15 protein-coding genes are annotated in these 16,472 nt (G+C 55.2%); 14 read left to right on the top strand and 1 reads right to left on the bottom strand.

Annotated elements, in window-relative coordinates:
* Positions 1–326 precede the first annotated feature (326 nt).
* The 9 genes from E8L22_RS12040 to E8L22_RS12000 all read left to right on the top strand — a co-directional run bounded on the left by E8L22_RS12040 (position 327) and on the right by E8L22_RS12000 (position 8,160).
* A complete protein-coding gene (locus E8L22_RS12040) occupies positions 327–1,337 on the top strand; it encodes a hypothetical protein (RefSeq protein ID WP_136525413.1) in 1,011 nt (336 codons plus the stop codon).
* A 382-nt stretch (positions 1,338–1,719) separates the two neighbouring features.
* Positions 1,720–2,295: a metal-dependent hydrolase gene (locus tag E8L22_RS12035; RefSeq protein WP_162604821.1), complete on the top strand. Its 576-nt coding sequence runs from the start codon at positions 1,720–1,722 to the stop codon at positions 2,293–2,295.
* A gap of 5 nt (positions 2,296–2,300) precedes the next feature.
* Positions 2,301–2,822 (top strand): hypothetical protein, encoded by a 522-nt coding sequence (locus E8L22_RS12030; protein ID WP_136525411.1) that lies wholly within the window; start codon positions 2,301–2,303, stop codon positions 2,820–2,822.
* Positions 2,823–2,851: 29 nt separating this feature from the next.
* Positions 2,852–3,328 carry a hypothetical protein gene (locus tag E8L22_RS12025; RefSeq protein ID WP_136525410.1) on the top strand — a complete coding sequence of 159 codons (477 nt, stop codon included), beginning with the start codon at positions 2,852–2,854 and terminating at the stop codon, positions 3,326–3,328.
* A gap of 190 nt (positions 3,329–3,518) precedes the next feature.
* Positions 3,519–3,983, top strand: coding sequence for a hypothetical protein (locus E8L22_RS12020; protein WP_136525409.1), 465 nt, complete (start codon positions 3,519–3,521; stop codon positions 3,981–3,983).
* A 137-nt stretch (positions 3,984–4,120) separates the two neighbouring features.
* Positions 4,121–4,486 (top strand): hypothetical protein, encoded by a 366-nt coding sequence (locus E8L22_RS12015; protein ID WP_136525408.1) that lies wholly within the window; start codon positions 4,121–4,123, stop codon positions 4,484–4,486.
* A 353-nt stretch (positions 4,487–4,839) separates the two neighbouring features.
* Complete coding sequence (locus E8L22_RS12010) at positions 4,840–5,514, top strand: hypothetical protein (protein WP_136525407.1); 675 nt, start codon at positions 4,840–4,842, stop codon at positions 5,512–5,514.
* Between the two features lie 199 nt (positions 5,515–5,713).
* Positions 5,714–7,072 carry a type II toxin-antitoxin system HipA family toxin YjjJ gene (yjjJ, locus tag E8L22_RS12005; RefSeq protein WP_136525406.1) on the top strand — a complete coding sequence of 453 codons (1,359 nt, stop codon included), beginning with the start codon at positions 5,714–5,716 and terminating at the stop codon, positions 7,070–7,072.
* A gap of 131 nt (positions 7,073–7,203) precedes the next feature.
* The gene (locus tag E8L22_RS12000; protein ID WP_136525405.1) at positions 7,204–8,160 is read left to right on the top strand and encodes a homocysteine S-methyltransferase family protein; all 957 of its coding nucleotides are present in this window, start codon (positions 7,204–7,206) and stop codon (positions 8,158–8,160) included.
* A 379-nt stretch (positions 8,161–8,539) separates the two neighbouring features.
* Here the strand turns inward: E8L22_RS12000 and E8L22_RS11995 are convergent, their stop codons facing one another.
* Entirely contained in the window at positions 8,540–9,148 is a 609-nt protein-coding gene (locus E8L22_RS11995) for a hypothetical protein (RefSeq protein ID WP_136525404.1), read from the bottom strand.
* Positions 9,149–9,371: 223 nt separating this feature from the next.
* Here E8L22_RS11995 and E8L22_RS11990 point away from each other — a divergent pair, with 223 nt between their 5' ends.
* From E8L22_RS11990 to E8L22_RS11970, 5 genes are all read left to right on the top strand, one after another.
* Positions 9,372–10,685: a cytochrome ubiquinol oxidase subunit I gene (locus E8L22_RS11990; protein ID WP_136525403.1), complete on the top strand. Its 1,314-nt coding sequence runs from the start codon at positions 9,372–9,374 to the stop codon at positions 10,683–10,685.
* Positions 10,678–11,718 (top strand): cytochrome d ubiquinol oxidase subunit II, encoded by a 1,041-nt coding sequence (locus E8L22_RS11985; protein ID WP_136525402.1) that lies wholly within the window; start codon positions 10,678–10,680, stop codon positions 11,716–11,718. Before E8L22_RS11990 ends, E8L22_RS11985 begins: the two co-directional genes overlap by 8 nt.
* A gap of 68 nt (positions 11,719–11,786) precedes the next feature.
* Positions 11,787–12,032, top strand: coding sequence for a hypothetical protein (locus E8L22_RS11980; protein WP_136525401.1), 246 nt, complete (start codon positions 11,787–11,789; stop codon positions 12,030–12,032).
* A gap of 641 nt (positions 12,033–12,673) precedes the next feature.
* Entirely contained in the window at positions 12,674–15,151 is a 2,478-nt protein-coding gene (locus E8L22_RS11975; protein ID WP_136525400.1) for an AMP-binding protein, read from the top strand.
* A 28-nt stretch (positions 15,152–15,179) separates the two neighbouring features.
* Positions 15,180–16,424 (top strand): spinster family MFS transporter, encoded by a 1,245-nt coding sequence (locus tag E8L22_RS11970; protein WP_136525399.1) that lies wholly within the window; start codon positions 15,180–15,182, stop codon positions 16,422–16,424.
* Positions 16,425–16,472: the final 48 nt, after the last annotated feature.

Raw genomic sequence — 16,472 nt, 5'->3', positions numbered from 1 at the left:
GATAATATGAGGAGGGAGCTGATATGTCCGGTGAAAATGTAAAGGATAATCGGGGTCAGGCTAGACTTTTGGATATTTAAGCGGATTGAATTGTCCGAATGTCGAGCCTGACCCCAGTGCCTCCGAAGCACAAGCGTACCCCATTAACGAGCAGAGGGGGCAGTGGTAAGTTGTGCAGGAATGAGAGAGCAACTGAACAAGACAAGAGGCAGGGGGGAACCTTGTTGATATATTTACATTTGCTGGCGGAAGTAGACCAAAAGTGAAAATATTAATAACGTCCCTCTGCTGCCCTTTTTAAATGTTTCTTTAACAGGAGGATGTAAGTGAGAATATGGAAAAAACTTTTTTGCACCATGTTCGTATTATTAGTTCTATTTGGTTCATGCATTACCTCGATTGCCGTTGAACAGATGGTCGATGGCCCCATCGCAAGGCGGCAGTTGAAAAAAACAGTTCAAGACCAGCTTTATCAGGGGAAATACAATGAGCTTGAAAAGCTTGCCGGAGTTTTCAGGAAGAATAAAGAAAGACTTCCCGAAGGTGTTTGGAAATTGCAATTTTTTTATGAGGGTTTGGCTGCGAAGAATCACTCTCCTAATGGGTGGCAGCAACATTTCGCCATTCTTAGCAAGTGGCTTGAAGAGTGGCCGAATTCAATAACTGCTAGAGTTGCTGTAGCCGAGGCGTGGCTTGATTTTGGAAGTGAGGTACGTGGAAAAGCCTATGCCGATTCAGTAAGTGCCGAAGGGTGGAGGATTCTTGCTGAAAGCAACCAAAAGGCATACAAGCTACTCGAAACTACGCCACCGGAGGGAGCGGATGACTGTCCTGAGCGTTACAACGCTCTCTTAACAATAGCTAGGACCCAAGGGTGGGAGAGGCCACATTTCGAGGCACTTTTTCATGAAGCGGTAAACTTCGAGCCAATGTATTACCCTCTTTACATTAGCAAAACTATATATCTTTTACCGAGATGGAATGGAGAAGAAGGAGAATGGCAGCAATTCGCAAAAGATGCTATCAATCTGACCCCGCAGAGTGAAGGCAAAAGCGTCTATATGCGGATTGTCGGCTCCCTGTTACTTGCCACTGATGTTACCTCACCTGGTGATCCTCGTCTATCCTGGCCGACATTAAGACAAGGATTCTTTGACGTTGAACGAAATTATCCCTCTTCGCGCTGGAATCTAAATGTTTTTTGTAAATGGTCTTGCAAGTTTGGTGATAAAGAAACAGCCAAGGTCCTTTTTAAACGCATTGGCAACAATCCATATATTGAGGCTTGGGGAGAAAGAGAAGAGTTTGAAGGGTGGCGTAAGTGGGCTGAACTGTAATCAGAAAAACAACGAGCAGACGTCCCTCTGCTGTCGAGGCCGTTCTAATACGAAAGTTGCTTATATAGGGAATCGGTATAGGTTGCCTATATAGGTAACATGGGCCTGGAGGGGGTCAGGAGGGGACGTGGGGCCGGAGGGGACGCCCGTAAGTTGTGTAAGTTGGGGGCCGGAGGGGACGCCCGTCAGTTGTGTAAGTTGTAGCCGATGACGAGATGCCAACCAAGAGGGTGGACCAGGTCTCCGCGGCTTATGAGGCTGGTGAGAGCTGGGATGAGCCTGGAGCTCCGCCGGTCACCTCGCGCCGTTGGACAAGAGAAACGACATACCTGGGAGCATGAAGAGTACGCATAACTTGATCTGCAATAAGAAGGAGTTCCATTTGCCAACGATCATCACTCATGCAATTGTCGGAGCCGGGACCGGGGTTGCCATCTCGAACAGGGCCCTCCCGAAGAAATTCTGGCTCTTATCCGTCTTTTGCGCAATTCTTCCTGACGTCGATGGTATAGGTCTTAAAATTGGCATCCCTTACAGCCACTTCTTCGGACACCGCGGTTTCTTTCATTCACTTTTTTTTGCCTGCATGGTCGGACTAACGGTCACCGCGGTCATCCTTCGAAAAGGCGAGGCATCGCGGAACGACTGGTGGTTTTACTCGATTTACTTTTCTCTAGCAACCGCCTCCCACGGCGTTCTCGATGCCTTTACCAATGGCGGGCTGGGCATTGCCTTATTGGCGCCATTCATTGACCACCGTTATTTCTTCTGGACGACGCCAATTTCCGTTTCGCCAATTAGCCCAAGGGCTTTCTTGACATGGAGAGCATTCGGCATTCTGTCCAACGAGATGAAATGGGTTTGGTTGCCGGTCCTGGTGTTAGCGTCGGCGGGCAAGTTTTTCCTTTTTCGCCAGAACAGAGATGAGCGGGGTCAGGCTCGACTTTTGGATATTTGAGCGGATTGAATTGTCCGAATGTCGAGCCTGACCCCAGTACCCATGCTGACGCCGTTGATTTCCCTAATTTTTCCCTTCCGATTTACCCTGGGGCCACGAATCTAAAAATACACCAAGACAAACCGGCAAAAGGAGCTAAAGCAACGACTTATCGAGTATCCACCGCTTTCCCAGCAGCGGATCTTACTGAGTTTTTCAACAAGGAAATGACAAAGAGGGGATTCGGAAAATTCTATGATCCAATTGAATGCCTGAATCAATTCGCGTGGAACACAAACAACCCAAGAACAGGCAAGTGGGAAATAGCAAAAAAGCCACCGGCAAGATATGTTGCGATGTGGTCAAACCGAAAAGAAGACCAGCTTTTATGGGTGGCAATTGATTTTAAACCAAATCAAAAAGAAACTTGGACTGCCCATGTGAGCGTCCAAGTGGCTAGGTTGTCGGCGTACTTAAAGGAAGTCGACATGATAAGAAAAATGACGCATAACCAAGCAGATGCACCTGCCCTAAAACCCGTCAGGTGATCTCCCGGCCCGTTGGACCAAGGAATAAGATGATAGCAGTGTACGGAAGTCTATTCACTATTGTGCTTTGTATATTTCTGCCGCCGTTGTTTGATTCGTTTTTTGGAAATAACAAGGAGCGGAGTTGGAAAAGGTCCATTGGTGGTTATGCTTTGGTGACAGGTTTAGGTGGTGTGGTGCCTGTATTAGTCGGTGGTAGTGCTTATCTCGACTGGTTATTTGTCATATTAGGGATTGCTATCGCGGTATTAGTCACGCCTATCAGCTTTATTGGGACTTTTTTCGTCCTGCTCCTCTTGAACGTAATCCTACCAGTGCTAGTTCTCTGGGACATGGCAAGATGTATCGTGAAAGAACCTGTAAAGATGCTCTTAGGCAGCACAGACTTTACCGACGGCCTAAGGCTCCTGACGCCGATATTATTGGGTCTCGCTACGTTCTATGTCGGGCGAACGGTGAGACAGAAATTCAGAGGAAAAGAGCGATCGAACACCGACGTGGACTAACACCTGCCGCGCAGGGGTACAGGGAACGTGTTTGAGTTCCTTGAGGTACTGATGATGAGAGGCATAAAGGCGCGATCCGAACAAGAACGGGTGGAGACGGACTGCGCGAGTCCGTAGGAGCGAAAAGGAGCCTGTGACAGCAGGGTCCTCCGCCGCTCACCCGAAATGCCGTTGGCCCAAAAAGGAATTTATGAACTGGGTATGTCCAAGTTGTGGCGCTACTGATAATGAAGAGGATTCTGTCAAATGTTCGTGCGGATATGTCCTCGAAGAAAACAATAGAAGTAAGGTAAAATGGGTCGAGACTGAAATCCCTGTGCCACCACCGTTAGCGCCAAACATGCCTTTTCACCAACGACCTCAAAAGTACAAAGTCGGCCATCTTTTATACCTAACGACGATTGTTGCTCTTGGGATCTTTGCAGTAACCATCCTGATTTCACAATGGCTTCCTTCAAAGAGATCAGTCGCACTGGTTCTTTCCATTACAACTTTGGTAAATACCTGTAGCACGTTATTGACAGAGGATATTGGAATTAAGGGTGTTGGAACAGTTAGAAAGGCTGATAGCCCAAGCTGGTTTTGGAGGCAGTTTGGGTTCCAAGTAGGTATCGGAATTATTTTTGCCATCATAGCAATCTTTGTAAGAGGGTAATGCGGGATTAAGCGGACCGGCAGTGTGGAGCGAATGTTGATTGGGTAAAATAGGACATGCTACTTTTACCACCACAGATAGCAGAGGGGAGAGCCGAACAACGTGGACCGCTAACGCGGCCGTTCAAGGCGCCCCCGTTGGGAATCAGGCTGCTGAAGAAGGGAGGGGACGTGAGGAAAATTCTCGAGGCAATTGTGTATTTGATACTTTCAATGCAGTTGTTCGGATGCACTTCCGTAACTATAGGTGAACGGAGGCATGACCTGGATTTGGCAGCTACTGCAAAGGACCAAGAGTTGACAATAAAGCAGAACACCACTCAAATATTCCCGGATGAGAAGCAGAGGGCAATTCAAGAACAAAATAATCTCAGGTACAAATGGTGGATTAACACTGGTCCTGATGCGGGAGCGGTGACGGCTCCAGTCCAGCAGGATGAGGACAAGGTAAAAGCATTTAATAAGACGCTTAACAAGCAGCTCTACCAACAGCAGAGTCAGTGAAAGAAAAACTTTAGTAGATTGAGGCAGGGGGGGGACGTTGTTGATATATTTACATTTGGTGGCGGAAGTAGAGCAAAAGTGAAAATATTAACAACGTCCCTCTGCTGTCTTAACAACGTCCCTCTGCTGTCATCTTCCGCTGATGCGACTGGCGCGACATTTTGGGGGGACTGGGGGGGGGACTGGGGTCAGGCTTGCGAAGTTGCAATCTCTGATTGCCCTAGTAGTTAAGTTTGAGGCAGGGGATAAGCGAGGTCAGGTTAGACTTTTGGATAGTGAAAATATTAACAACGTCCCTCTGCTGTCCTACTCTGCTGTCCTAATCACAACAAGAAACTTCAAAAAGAGGAATCATGGTTAAAATTTTACTGCTATTGCTTTCAGTGCTTGCTACCTGTCAATTTGCCGCGGCTGATGACCATGTGCAAAAGAAGAATGAGATCGAGGCACTGAGAGATCAGGGATATTCGGTGAAGACAATCTCTCCGATTTTCGGTCAACTCGTGATGTTCTCTTTCCCTAAGGGCTTTACAACGGTTTTTGAAAATACCAACGGCAATCAATACATTCGTGAATCGGTGCTGACCGGAGAAACCACGAAAAAGTGGTCGCAGATGATCACTATAACAGGAGCGAAGGGGCTTGCATCCAGCCCTAAGGCTACCCCGCAGTTACTTGCGAACCGCATTGCTGGCGGGTTCAAGCAGGCCTGCCCGGCCTCATTCAGCGGAGCAGGATTAGGGGGATTCAAGATCGACAAGTCTGATGCATTCGCTGCTGTTGTCGGTTGTGGAGTCGCAAACCCCACTGGCGACTTATATAGCGAAACCATGCTCCTCATCGTCATCAAAGGTGAGAGCGACTACTACACCATTCAATGGGCAGAAAGAAGCACTGCATCACCGACTCCAATTAAGCTCGACGACGCGAAATGGGCGGAACGTCTCAAGAGGCTTACGCCGATCAAGCTGTGCCCCATCATCCCCGGTGAGTCGGCTCCCTACCCTAGTTGTGTAGGCGGCGCATAACGGGTTCAGGGAAGAAGCCCATTTCTCATGATGCGAGATATGTCCGCTATTCACTGCCGTGGATTCGGATCGCGTTACATGTTGAAAATACCTCTTAAATCTGCTAGAAATCTATTCATAAATCTATTCACTGGACCGGAAGTCTATTCCCTAGACTTACCGGTTTATTCATTCGACCTCAAAAAAAACGAGGCATCCCATGTCCCGCTCCCGGGGTGACAACGAAGCTCGACTCCTGGCGTATCTCGCTGCCGGCGTTCGTACTTCTGAAGATATTCAAGAACGGCTCGATTTAAGCCAGCCTTCGGTCTCGCGCCTCATCTCCCGCTTGTCCGAGAGCGTCGTCGTTATTGGTAACGCACGTACAAGGCGCTATACGCTTCGACGTGATCTCAGAGGGCTTGGAGGGGATTTCCCGGTCTTTCGCGTTGACCAGGATGGGAACGCTTACTCGATTGGGGTGTTGAGCACGATAGGCCACGATGAGTACCTGTGGCAGACAAAAGGTGAGGGGGCTGTTCAATACAAGAGCCTTCCATGGTTTCTTTCCGATCTGCGCCCGGACGGCTTTACGGGACGCGCGTTTGTTAGACGACTATCTGATGCTCTTTCTCTACCACCCAGAATCTTTGATTGGAACGATGATCACGTGCTTGTGGCACTATCGTGCCGTGGCGAAGACTTGATGGGCGACTTGATCGTAGGTCGGGAATCCCTCGATCGGTATTTCGGTCTCTCGCATGAGAGGTTTGCTTTGCTTAAGCAGGACGAACTCCAAACAGCCTATCCAATAATGGCGAAGAACGCTATGGAGGGGCAACCTGTCGGATCTTCTGCTGGGGGTGAACAGCCTAAATTTACCGTGATGGTTGAGAGAAAAGGGGAGATCCAGCATCTACTGGTCAAGTTTTCCCCGCCTGTTCATTCCCTTGAGGGACGCCGATGGGCCGACCTTCTTGTTTGTGAACATATCGCCCTTGAGATCCTAAAGGAAATTGGGATATCTGCCGTTGAGACTTCGCTTGTTGAAGCTGCCGATAGGGTGTTCCTTGAGGTGACGCGTTTCGACAGGGTGGGGCGGTCAGGCCGACTGCCGATGATTTCTCTTAGAGCTATCGATAATGAGTTCTACGGACGGCAAGACAACTGGATTGCGGCTGCGGACAGAATGGAAGCGGATAAGCGGCTCACCCGAGAGGACGCGAGGAACCTCCGATGGCTATGGGTATTCGGCGACCTGATAGCCAATACGGACAAGCATTTTGGCAATGTCTCTCTCGTTCCCGTTGGCGGTGTGCGTTTTACTCTCAGGCCTGCCTACGACATGCTTCCTATGTTCTACCGCCCCATGGATGGGACAGCGCCGGAGCGTATCTTCAAGCCACCCATGTTCTCGATGCCGGCATCTGGTGTATGGGATGACGCTCTAAGCGCGGCGATCACCTTCTGGGAGAGAGTTGCTGTTGATAAAAGAATTTCGGACCGGTTCAGACAAATCTGTCGAGACAATCTCGAGAACGTCAGAAACCTCCAAAACAGTCCGAAGCTACTGGCGTAACGAGGGGACCGAGAGACGGCCCAATCTGAACGGCATCAGCTTTTGGACATTTGAGCGGATTGGAACATCCGAATGTCGAGCCCGCCCCCAGTGATGAGCAAATTCGAAGTCGGGAGAAGGGGAGAGAGACGATGAATACCATCGACACCATTCTTAGCCGATACCCGTTCATTCTTGGTGAAGGGGCCGTAATCGAGCGCCTGCGCCGCATGAAGGGGCTTGAGCTTGATCCCTTTGTCGTCAATTCGGCTTTCATCTACCACGAAGAAAATCGAAGGGCGCTGGAGGGGATCTGCCGGGAGTACCTCGACATCGGCTGCCAGGCCGGACTGCCTCTCCTCATGTCTACTCCGACATGGCGGGCGAGCAAGGGACGTATTGCCGCGGCAGGCCTCGAGGGCACAGACCTGAATGGCGACAACGCCGCCTTTCTGGAAGGCTTGAGACAGAGCTACCAGGAATACGCCGACAAGATCCTCATCTGCGGGTTGATGAGTTGTAAAGGTGACGCCTACCGACCAGCCGAGGCCCTCCCGGTTAACCAGGCGGCGGAATATCATGCGTGGCAGGCGGAAAAGCTCGCGGCGACGAAGGTGGACTTTCTCTTGGCGGCCACGCTGCCGGCTCTGAGCGAAGCAACTGGCCTTGCCTTGGCCTTGGCGGCAACGGGAAAACCTTATATCGTAAGTTTCGTGGTCCGACCGACCGGTACCCTCCTTGATGGAACGCCGCTTAAGGAGGCCATCGCGGCAATCGACGCCGCAGCCGATCCCAAGCCGCTCGCGTTCATGATCAATTGCACCCATGTCACCTTTGCCAGAGCTGCGTTACTCCATGAAACCAATTCTTCTGCAGGAGTTCGCCGGCGCATGATCGGTCTTCTCGCAAATACCGCGGCTCTCAGTCCCGAAGACTTGGACAATAGCACTGCTCTCGTGGAGGAGGCCCCAGAGGCATTTGGGGCATCGGTGGCCGCAATGGGCACGGAACTCGGCCTCAAAATACTTGGCGGATGCTGCGGCACCGATGGGCGCCACCTGGCAGCCCTAGCAGCACGCCTGCAGTCTCGTCCTCATCCTGATATCTAATACTGATTATCCGATTGATGAGCGATGCATGCGATTCAGAAATGACGAATCCGTTTCCAGAAACGACGAATCCATTTCAGAAACGACGAATCCATTTCAGAAACGACGGATCCATTTCAGAAACGACGGATCCGTTTCAGAAACGACGGATCCGTTTTCAGAAACGACGGATCCATTTCAGAAACGACGGATCCGTTTCAGAAACGACGAATCCGTTTCAGAAATGACGGTTCTGAACCTAGTTCTTGGATGTCGACAGGAGGTTGTGATCTACCAATTGGTTTGAGAGGTTGACGTAACCAAGGTGGTGGGTGCTTCCGACTTGAAGGTGATGCCCGCACGCCCCCTCCGAGCGGAGGAGGGTGCGTGCGGGAAGTTGTCACACGGGTGGTAAGATTACCATGTTCGACCAAGGCCCTCCCTCATTGCCTCTTTTACACCTTAGCTTCAAATAGTTGGTCAGCGTTCTGTTTAATCCCTTGAGATACATCTTTTGGCAGGTAGTTGACCACACCAACAGACTCCAATTAGCTTCTACGCCGGGTTCCCCTGTACAGAACCATATCTCGTGGCCCTTTGAACCTGGCAGTTTGGTAAATGAGCAGTAGGGCTGTCCATTCTTGTCGTAAAATATCCTCAGATCTTTGGCCGCAGCCAATGGCGCACCGGCGGGCGAGGACTTCTGATGGGTGCTCCCGAGCTTTTCATTCACCGTGGGGTCTAAGATGCTCACCGCTTTACTGACTCCCATGATTACGGATAGTGCGACGTTCAATTCGCGCCGGGCCTCTTCACACTCCTTTACTTTCTGTGGATCCCCCTTGAAGGACTCTGTGACGCTTCCCTCGAATCGGTTATGCAGCTGATCATACCTGCTGGGGTCGGGGATGAGCGATATCAAACGGGAGTACCACTCCGGCGTCATTACCTGACGCACCTCCTCCGACTTAGCTACCATCTCTGGATGCGGAATGTTGTTGTGGGGCATTGCCGATCTCCTTTTTGAAATGGTTGGTTTTGTTGGGACGGGCTAACCATATCATCCTTTCCCTGCCCCGCAAGCATCCAGGTCAACGCTCGTGCTCTGCGTCCGCACCTGCTTGACAAACACCCCTGATTATCCAAACTTGGAGAGTTTTAAAAACTCCAGAGGCGAGCGCCGCATCGGGCGCACTGCAGATGCCAACACACGTACCTTCACGGGGAACCCTATGGACAACCTGCTTGCTGCTCGCGCCCTTATGGGCGTTTCGCTCGCCTTCCACATCGTCTACGCAACACTTGGGATCGGCCTGCCGCTTATGCTCATGCTGGCAGAGGGGCTGGCGCTTAAAACCGGCGACGATACGTGGCATCTCCTCGCCAGACGCTGGATCAGACCCGCCGGGGTGCTCTTCGCCATCGGCGCGGTTTCCGGAACCATCCTCTCCTTCGAACTCGGGCTTCTCTGGCCGCAGTTCATGGCTTTCAGCGGACCGATGATCGGGCTGGCGTTTTCCATGGAGGGGTTCGCATTTTTCACCGAGGCGATCTTTCTCGCCCTGTATATCTACGGAGAAGAGCGGCTTTCCAGGCGCGCGCTGTTTCTTTGCACCATCCCCCTCACACTCGCGTCGGCGGTATCCGCTGTATTCGTCATCAGCGCCAACGGTTGGATGAACACCCCTGCCGGATTCCAGATGATCGACGGCGCTCCCGCGAACGTCCAGCCGATGCGCGCCTTCTTCAACCAGGCATGGCTGCACCAGGCTGTCCATGGCACCCTGGCCGCCTACGTTGCGACCGCCTTTGCCGTTGCCGGCTTTTACGCGGTGGCGCTGTTGAAGGGGAGGGGAGGCGGGGACGGGAAAAAAGCTCTTTCCCTTTCTCTTTTCGTCGCCCTCGTGGCGGCCCCGCTCATGCTGGTAACCGGAGACTGGGCTGCGTACGCCGTAGCGGAGCACCAGACCGCGAAACTCGCGGCCATGGAGGCGCACTTCAAGACCTCTGCCGCCGCCCCGCTCATCATCGGCGGCTGGCCTGATCCTGAAACGGGAACGGTGTCCTATGCGATCAGGATCCCGAAGCTTTTGAGCCTTCTCGCACACCACGATCCCGATGCCGTGGTGCAGGGGCTAGACGCGTTCCCGCAGGGGACGACCCCTGACCCGCGCCTGGTGCACCCGTTTTTCGACCTGATGGTCGGTTCTTTCTTCGTCATGGCGCTCGCCTTGGTCTGGTACTGGTGGGCGCGCTGGAGAAAGAACGAAACGGAGCCCGGACGCGCCCAGCTGAAGTATCTCGCTTTTGCCGCCCCCTTCGGCATCATCGCGCTTGAAAGCGGCTGGATGGTCACCGAATTCGGAAGGCAGCCGTGGGTGGTGAAGGGATACCTGCGCACCTCGCAGGCGGTCACCCCGAACGACGGGCTCTTGCTGGTATTCGCCACCTTCCTCTTCGTCTACCTTGCCCTTACCGCCGGAATCATGAGGCTGTTGCTGCAGCGACAGCAGAAAGGCACGGGTGGGGAGGTGTCTCATGACTGACCCTGTAACGCTTGCTGCGCTGGTTCTGGTGGTCGCCCTCATACTCTACGCCCTGTTCGGCGGAGCCGATTTCGGAGGGGGCATTTGGACCGCGCTCGCCTTCGGTCCCCGTGCGCGTGAGCAGCGCGAGGCTCTTTTCAACGCGATCGGTCCCGTGTGGGAAACGAACCACGTGTGGCTCATCTTCATCGTGGTGACGCTCTTCACCGCTTTCCCATCCGGATTTGCCGCCCTTTTCATCGCGCTCATGCCGCCTCTGGTGCTCGCCCTGATCGGCATAAATTTCAGGGGGGCGGCCTTCGCCTTCCGCCACTACGGCCGGGAAACCGGACGGGAGGTCCCGCTTAGCGCGCGCGTTTTCGAAATCGCCAGCGTGCTCACCCCCTTCACCCTGGGGATGGCCGTTTCCGCGACTGCTTCGGGAACCATCACCATCAACTACGGCGTCACTGCGACGGGTACGTCAGTCTGGCTCACCCCGTTCACCCTCATGGGCGGTTTGATCGGGCTTGCCATATGCGCCTATCTCGCCCCCGTCTACATGACCGTCCGGGTGGCGCCGCCGCTCCAGGACGACTTCAGGGACGCGGCTATCGCGGCGGGTGTCGCGCTTGGTATCGCTACCGCTGCTATGATCCCGCTCGCCCTGCGTTACGCCCCCCGCTTCAGCCAAAGGCTTCTCGAGTCGTGGCCCATGTTTTTCGTCGTGCTCGCCGTATTTGCCGGAGTGGGGACGCAGCTTCTGTTGCTGTGGCGCCGCTTCAGGGGGGCTCAACTTTGCGCTGGAGCCACCGTCGTTCTCACCGTGGCGGGATTTGCCGCAGCGCTGGCACCGGATCTCATCGTGGGCGAGATGTCTCTCGAGGCAGCGGCGGCACCCCGCGCATCACTGGTGGCTTATCTTGCGATTCTTCCCTTCGGGGCATTGATACTGATTCCTTCGCTCGTTTTTCTCTACTGGACCTTCCGAGGGGAGCCTTCCTCGGCACTCCCTCCTGCCGGATCAGAAAGCGGATCATCTGAAAAGATGTGAAAAAACTAATCATGGTGGTAAGCTGGATTGGGCATTAGCTCTAATTCACCGAACAAAGGAGTCCAACCATGAAAAAGTTACTTCTGGTCGTTACAGCAATGTCCTTGGCCCTCGCCTCCGGGTGTGAGACCAGGGGGGGGAGTGCGGTCGGCGGTGCCCTGGGTGGGGCCGCGGTCGGGGTAGGTGCGTACGAGTACAGCGCGCATCGGCAGATGAAGCAGCTTGAGGACGACTACAAGGCGGGAAGGATCGACAGGAGAGAGTACGAGATTCGCAAGAACCAGATAGAAAAGGGGTCTATCCTGCAGAGGTAGGCCCTCTTTGCAGGTTCACAATGAGCCGCCCTATGATAGGGCGGCTTTTTTTTAAAGGGGGCATCAGGAAACTCCGGGGAACGTGAAGCGCAGCTGCTTACAACGCACTGCATGAGCCCTAACGTTCCCCCCTTTGCGAAGGGGGGGCAGGGGGGATTTGACTTGGTCGGACCGTACAAGCACCAGCGGACTACATTCACAGATAATTGACTGTCACCGGGAAATCCTTTTACCCCTCCTGGAGGAAAGCAAGACCTGGAATCCCGCCCCACCAGCGAGAACTGAGAAACAAAAGCAAATCCCCCCCGTCCCCCCTTCGCAAAGGGGGGAGCGCGAGGTCACCGTTCTCAGCAAGTGAGGACACGGGTTATCTGAAAGGCTTCTTGCCCGGAATTCCCGGATGAACCTTCGCAACGGGGAAATAGAACGAAGACGTTTCGGATTGGAATTCGAGATTGGTTCGGTTAAACTCCCAACCCATTCTACCGGGTGTTGCCAAAGTGCATTCAGCATGTGACAATGCTCCTGCACGCACTATAAGCATCGTTTCAGCTGTAGCTGCGTCTTGAAGGCCACCTGCCGCAATTTCCCGATGCCTGTTCCCGGTTCGGGAGAAGCGGTTGCCTACGGAGGAGTCGGATATGAAGACTCTGGTAGATCTATTTCATAGCTTTGCTCCACTCGGCGACAAGACGGCTCTCATCAACCGGACCGGTGTGCGCCGATTCACCGTTTCCTACCGGGAGCTGTCCGATCTTTCGCTAAGGATGGCGAACCTGCTGGCGCAGCGCGGCGTTGCCCCGGGTGACCGGGTGCTGCTTTGGGGCCCGAACTCATCCTGGTGGGGCGTCGCCTACTGGGGCATCATCATGCGCGGCGCCATCGCCGTCCCCGTCGACTTCATGTCGGACCGTGCGCGCGCCGAGTCGATCCTGGGGCTCACCAAGGCCCGAATCGTACTGCAAAGCCGCTTCAAGCCCGAGCGCCTAGACGTTCCGGATGCGCTGTTCCTCGAGGATCTCCAGTACCTTCTGGAGGAGGTAGCCCCGTATCCTGATGCCGTGCATCCCGACCCCGACGACATCGCGCAGCTGATCTACACCTCAGGTACTACCGGGAACCCGAAGGGGGTCATACTGACCCACAGGAACCTGGTCGCCAACATGGTGCAGATAAACGAGGGTGTCCCCATCATCACCCCCCACTTCTCGTTTCTCTCACTTTTGCCCCTCTCGCACATGTTCGAACAGATGGGGGGATTCTTCACGCCGCTTTACCGGGGCGCCACGGTGATCTACCCGCGCACGCTGAAGCCCTCCGCCATCATGGAGGCGCTCGGTGATGAGGACGTCTACGTCATCATGTCCGTGCCGCGCCTGATGCAGCTTCTGAAAAGCTCCATCGAGCGGGAGCTCGCCGAGAAGAAACTGGACGGCGTTTTCTCCTGGCTCGCCGGAAAGGCGCAGCCGCTCTCAAAAGCGGCCCGGAAAATGCTCTTCTTTCCGGTGCACAAGAAGTTCGGCAGCAATTTCGCCGTCTTCGTTTCCGGCGGGGCGCCGCTCGATCCCGACGTCTTCCGCTTCTGGGACGGCATGGGCTTCACCGTCCTCGAGGGGTACGGGCTTTCCGAATGCTCACCGGTCCTTTGCGTCAACACCATCGACCGCCAGGTGGCAGGTTCCGTGGGGCCGCCTCTCCCGGGCGTGGAGCTTCGGCTCGACGGCAAGGAAGTGGTGGTAAAAGGCGACAACGTCTTCCCCGGGTATTACCAGAATGAGGAGGCGACCCGCGCCGCCTTCACCGCGGATGGATGGTTCAAAACCGGCGACTTGGGCGAGATCACCCCGGACGGTTGGCTCACCATCAAGGGGAGGGAGAAGGAGCTCATCGTCACCGGCGGCGGGGTGAACGTCTACCCGGATGAGTTGGAGGGGGTGCTTAACAAGGTTCCGGGGGTGAAGGAATCGTGCGTCATCGGTCTGGACCGCGGTGCCGGCGAGGAGGTGCATGCAGTTTTGCTGCTCGACGACAGCGGGAAAAGGCCCGAAGAGATACTCGCCGAAGCGAACGCCAAGCTCGACTCGCTGCACCAGATCACCGGATACACCATCTGGAACGAGCCGGAGTTCCCGAAGACCACAACGCTCAAGATCAGGAAATTCCAAGTCAAGGAGCACGTGAAAAAAGGGGCTGCCGAGGGGGGCGGCGGTGCGAGCCGGGATCACCTCGTGAACCTTCTCGCCAAGGTGACCGGCGCCGATCCTGATCAGATCAAGGAGGAGTCCCTGCTGGTCGCGGACCTTGGCCTGACCTCGATCGGACGGCTCGAACTGGTGAACTACCTGGAGCAGGAGTTTCGCCTCGACATCGAGGACTCCCAGCTCGGCCCGCAGACCCGTGTCTCCGAGTTGCGCCGCATCATCTCCCGTCGCGAGAAGGGAGAGCATCACGGCCACTACCGCTTCTGGACCAACTCCGCACCGGTCCGCGCGCTGCGCATGATCGGGGACGCCCTGATAAACTACCCGCTCTACCGCTTCTTCGCGAAGCTTCAGGTGCGTGGTGCGGAGAACCTGGCCAAGCTCGACGGTCCGGTGATCATCGTCGCCAACCACCTGGGCTACTTCGACCAGCCGTCGCTCATGTTCGCGCTCCCGCGGGAAATCCGTTACCGCACCGCGACGGCGGCCTGGGAAGAGTTCTTCTTCGACGATTACCGTGGCTTTGAACGTGTGTGGCGACGCCTTGCCTACCAGTACGGCACCCTGTTCTTGAACCTTTTTCCGCTGCCTCAGACGGGCGGCTTCTCCGGTGCGGTTAAATACATGGGGAAACTGACCGACAGCGGGCTGAACACCTTGATCTTTCCGGAGGGGGGGCACTCACCGGACGGTACCATGAAGGATTTTCAGTTGGGCCTCGGGATCATCGCCAAGGAACTCGGTATCCCGATACTCCCGGTGAAAATCAGCGGCACCGACAAGGTCCTCCCGCCGCACCAGGCGAGCCTGCCCCGGCGCGGCACGGTAACGGTCACCTTCGGCAAGCCGCTCCATTTCCGTTTCGAGGAGCCCGCCGAGATCGTGACTCGCGCCCATAAGGCCGTATCTGAACTTTGATGCAATGATGTGACGGAGGTTTTTCTTGATGAAGGTAGCCATATCCCCTGCCTATCGCCGCTATGCCCTGGGGCTTCTCCTTGCAGTGAACCTGCTCAACTACATCGACCGGCAGGTCCTTTTCGCCGTGTTCCCGCTGATCAAGGCCGATTTCGGCATAAGCGACACGGAACTCGGTTTTCTAGGCAGCGCCTTCATGCTGAGCTATATGCTGATCGCGCCTGTCTTCGGCTGGCTCGGCGATCACTGGAACCGCGTCCGCCTCGCCTCGAGCGGCTTGATCATCTGGAGCTTCGCCACAATCCTTGCCGGTTTCGCCCCCGGGTATCGTTCGCTTCTCGCGGCCCGCGCCACCGTCGGGGTAGGGGAGGCGAGCTTCGGAACGGTCTCCCCCGGGCTCATTGCGGACTTTTTCGAGAAGGAAAAGCGCGGCAGCGTCCTTTCCTGGTTTTACGTCGCCATCCCCGTGGGGAGCGCCCTCGGATACCTCATGGGTGGCGTGCTGGGGCAGCGCTTCGGCTGGCACTACGCATTTCTCATGGTGGGGCTTCCAGGGCTCTTGGTCGCTTTGCCGCTGTGGTTTCTGCGCGCCCCGGAGCGCCGCGTCGATCCGGATGCCCCGCAGACCGAAAAGGGGATGGGCGCGTACCTGCAGCTCTTCCACAACCGTTCTTTCGTCACCAACACCCTTGCCATGGCGGCGATGACCTTCGCCATCGGCGGGCTCGCCCAGTGGATCCCCACCTTTTTGTTCCGCACCCATGCGCTGAACGTCGAGAAGGCGAACCTGATGTTCGGTGCGACGACCGTGGTGGCCGGCATTCTCGGCACCCTCGTCGGCGGGGTGCTCGGGGACCGCTGGCAGAAGAAAAGCAGCAAGGGGTACCTGCTTGTTTCCGGCTGGGGGTTCTTCATCGGCGCCCCCTTTGCCGCCTGGGCCATAATGGCGCCGGGCGTCCCCGCCTGCATGGCGGCCATCTTCGTTGCCGAGTTTTTCCTTTTTCTGAACACAGGTCCGCTCAACACGGTGATCATCAACGTGACGAACCCCGCGGTGCGCGCCATGGCCTTCGCGGTGAACATCTTCTTCATCCATGCCCTGGGAGATGCGGTCTCCCCGTCGATCCTCGGCTGGTTCTCCGATCTCTGGGGGCTGAGAAACGCGCTTTTGACGACGCCGATGGTAATGGCGCTGGCCGGCGTTTTCTGTTTCATCTGCGGCCGGTTCGTGGCTGAGGATATGGCGCTCGCTGAACCGCCGGAGGTTGGGTGAGGGGGGAGCGCACACCTTGTCGTTCCAATCAACACAGCTGCTTTAGGT

Origin of the sequence: Geomonas ferrireducens (assembly GCF_004917065.1) — a bacterium.
In the GTDB taxonomy this organism is placed as follows: domain Bacteria; phylum Desulfobacterota; class Desulfuromonadia; order Geobacterales; family Geobacteraceae; genus Geomonas; species Geomonas ferrireducens.
The sequence above is the reverse complement of the archived record's forward strand: the minus strand, read 5'-3'. Positions and strand labels throughout refer to the sequence as shown.

Excerpts from the sequence above, each read along its gene's own strand:
- E8L22_RS12025 (WP_136525410.1), top strand. The coding sequence starts at position 2,852 with ATGATAGCAGTGTACGGAAGTCTATTCACTATTGTGCTTTGTATATTT.
- E8L22_RS12020 (WP_136525409.1), top strand. The coding sequence starts at position 3,519 with ATGAACTGGGTATGTCCAAGTTGTGGCGCTACTGATAATGAAGAGGAT.
- E8L22_RS12010 (WP_136525407.1), top strand. The coding sequence starts at position 4,840 with ATGGTTAAAATTTTACTGCTATTGCTTTCAGTGCTTGCTACCTGTCAA.
- yjjJ (WP_136525406.1), top strand. The coding sequence starts at position 5,714 with ATGTCCCGCTCCCGGGGTGACAACGAAGCTCGACTCCTGGCGTATCTC.
- E8L22_RS12000 (WP_136525405.1), top strand. The coding sequence starts at position 7,204 with ATGAATACCATCGACACCATTCTTAGCCGATACCCGTTCATTCTTGGT.
- E8L22_RS11995 (WP_136525404.1), bottom strand. The coding sequence starts at position 9,148 with ATGCCCCACAACAACATTCCGCATCCAGAGATGGTAGCTAAGTCGGAG.
- E8L22_RS11990 (WP_136525403.1), top strand. The coding sequence starts at position 9,372 with ATGGACAACCTGCTTGCTGCTCGCGCCCTTATGGGCGTTTCGCTCGCC.
- E8L22_RS11985 (WP_136525402.1), top strand. The coding sequence starts at position 10,678 with ATGACTGACCCTGTAACGCTTGCTGCGCTGGTTCTGGTGGTCGCCCTC.
- E8L22_RS11980 (WP_136525401.1), top strand. The coding sequence starts at position 11,787 with ATGAAAAAGTTACTTCTGGTCGTTACAGCAATGTCCTTGGCCCTCGCC.
- E8L22_RS11975 (WP_136525400.1), top strand. The coding sequence starts at position 12,674 with ATGAAGACTCTGGTAGATCTATTTCATAGCTTTGCTCCACTCGGCGAC.
- E8L22_RS11970 (WP_136525399.1), top strand. The coding sequence starts at position 15,180 with ATGAAGGTAGCCATATCCCCTGCCTATCGCCGCTATGCCCTGGGGCTT.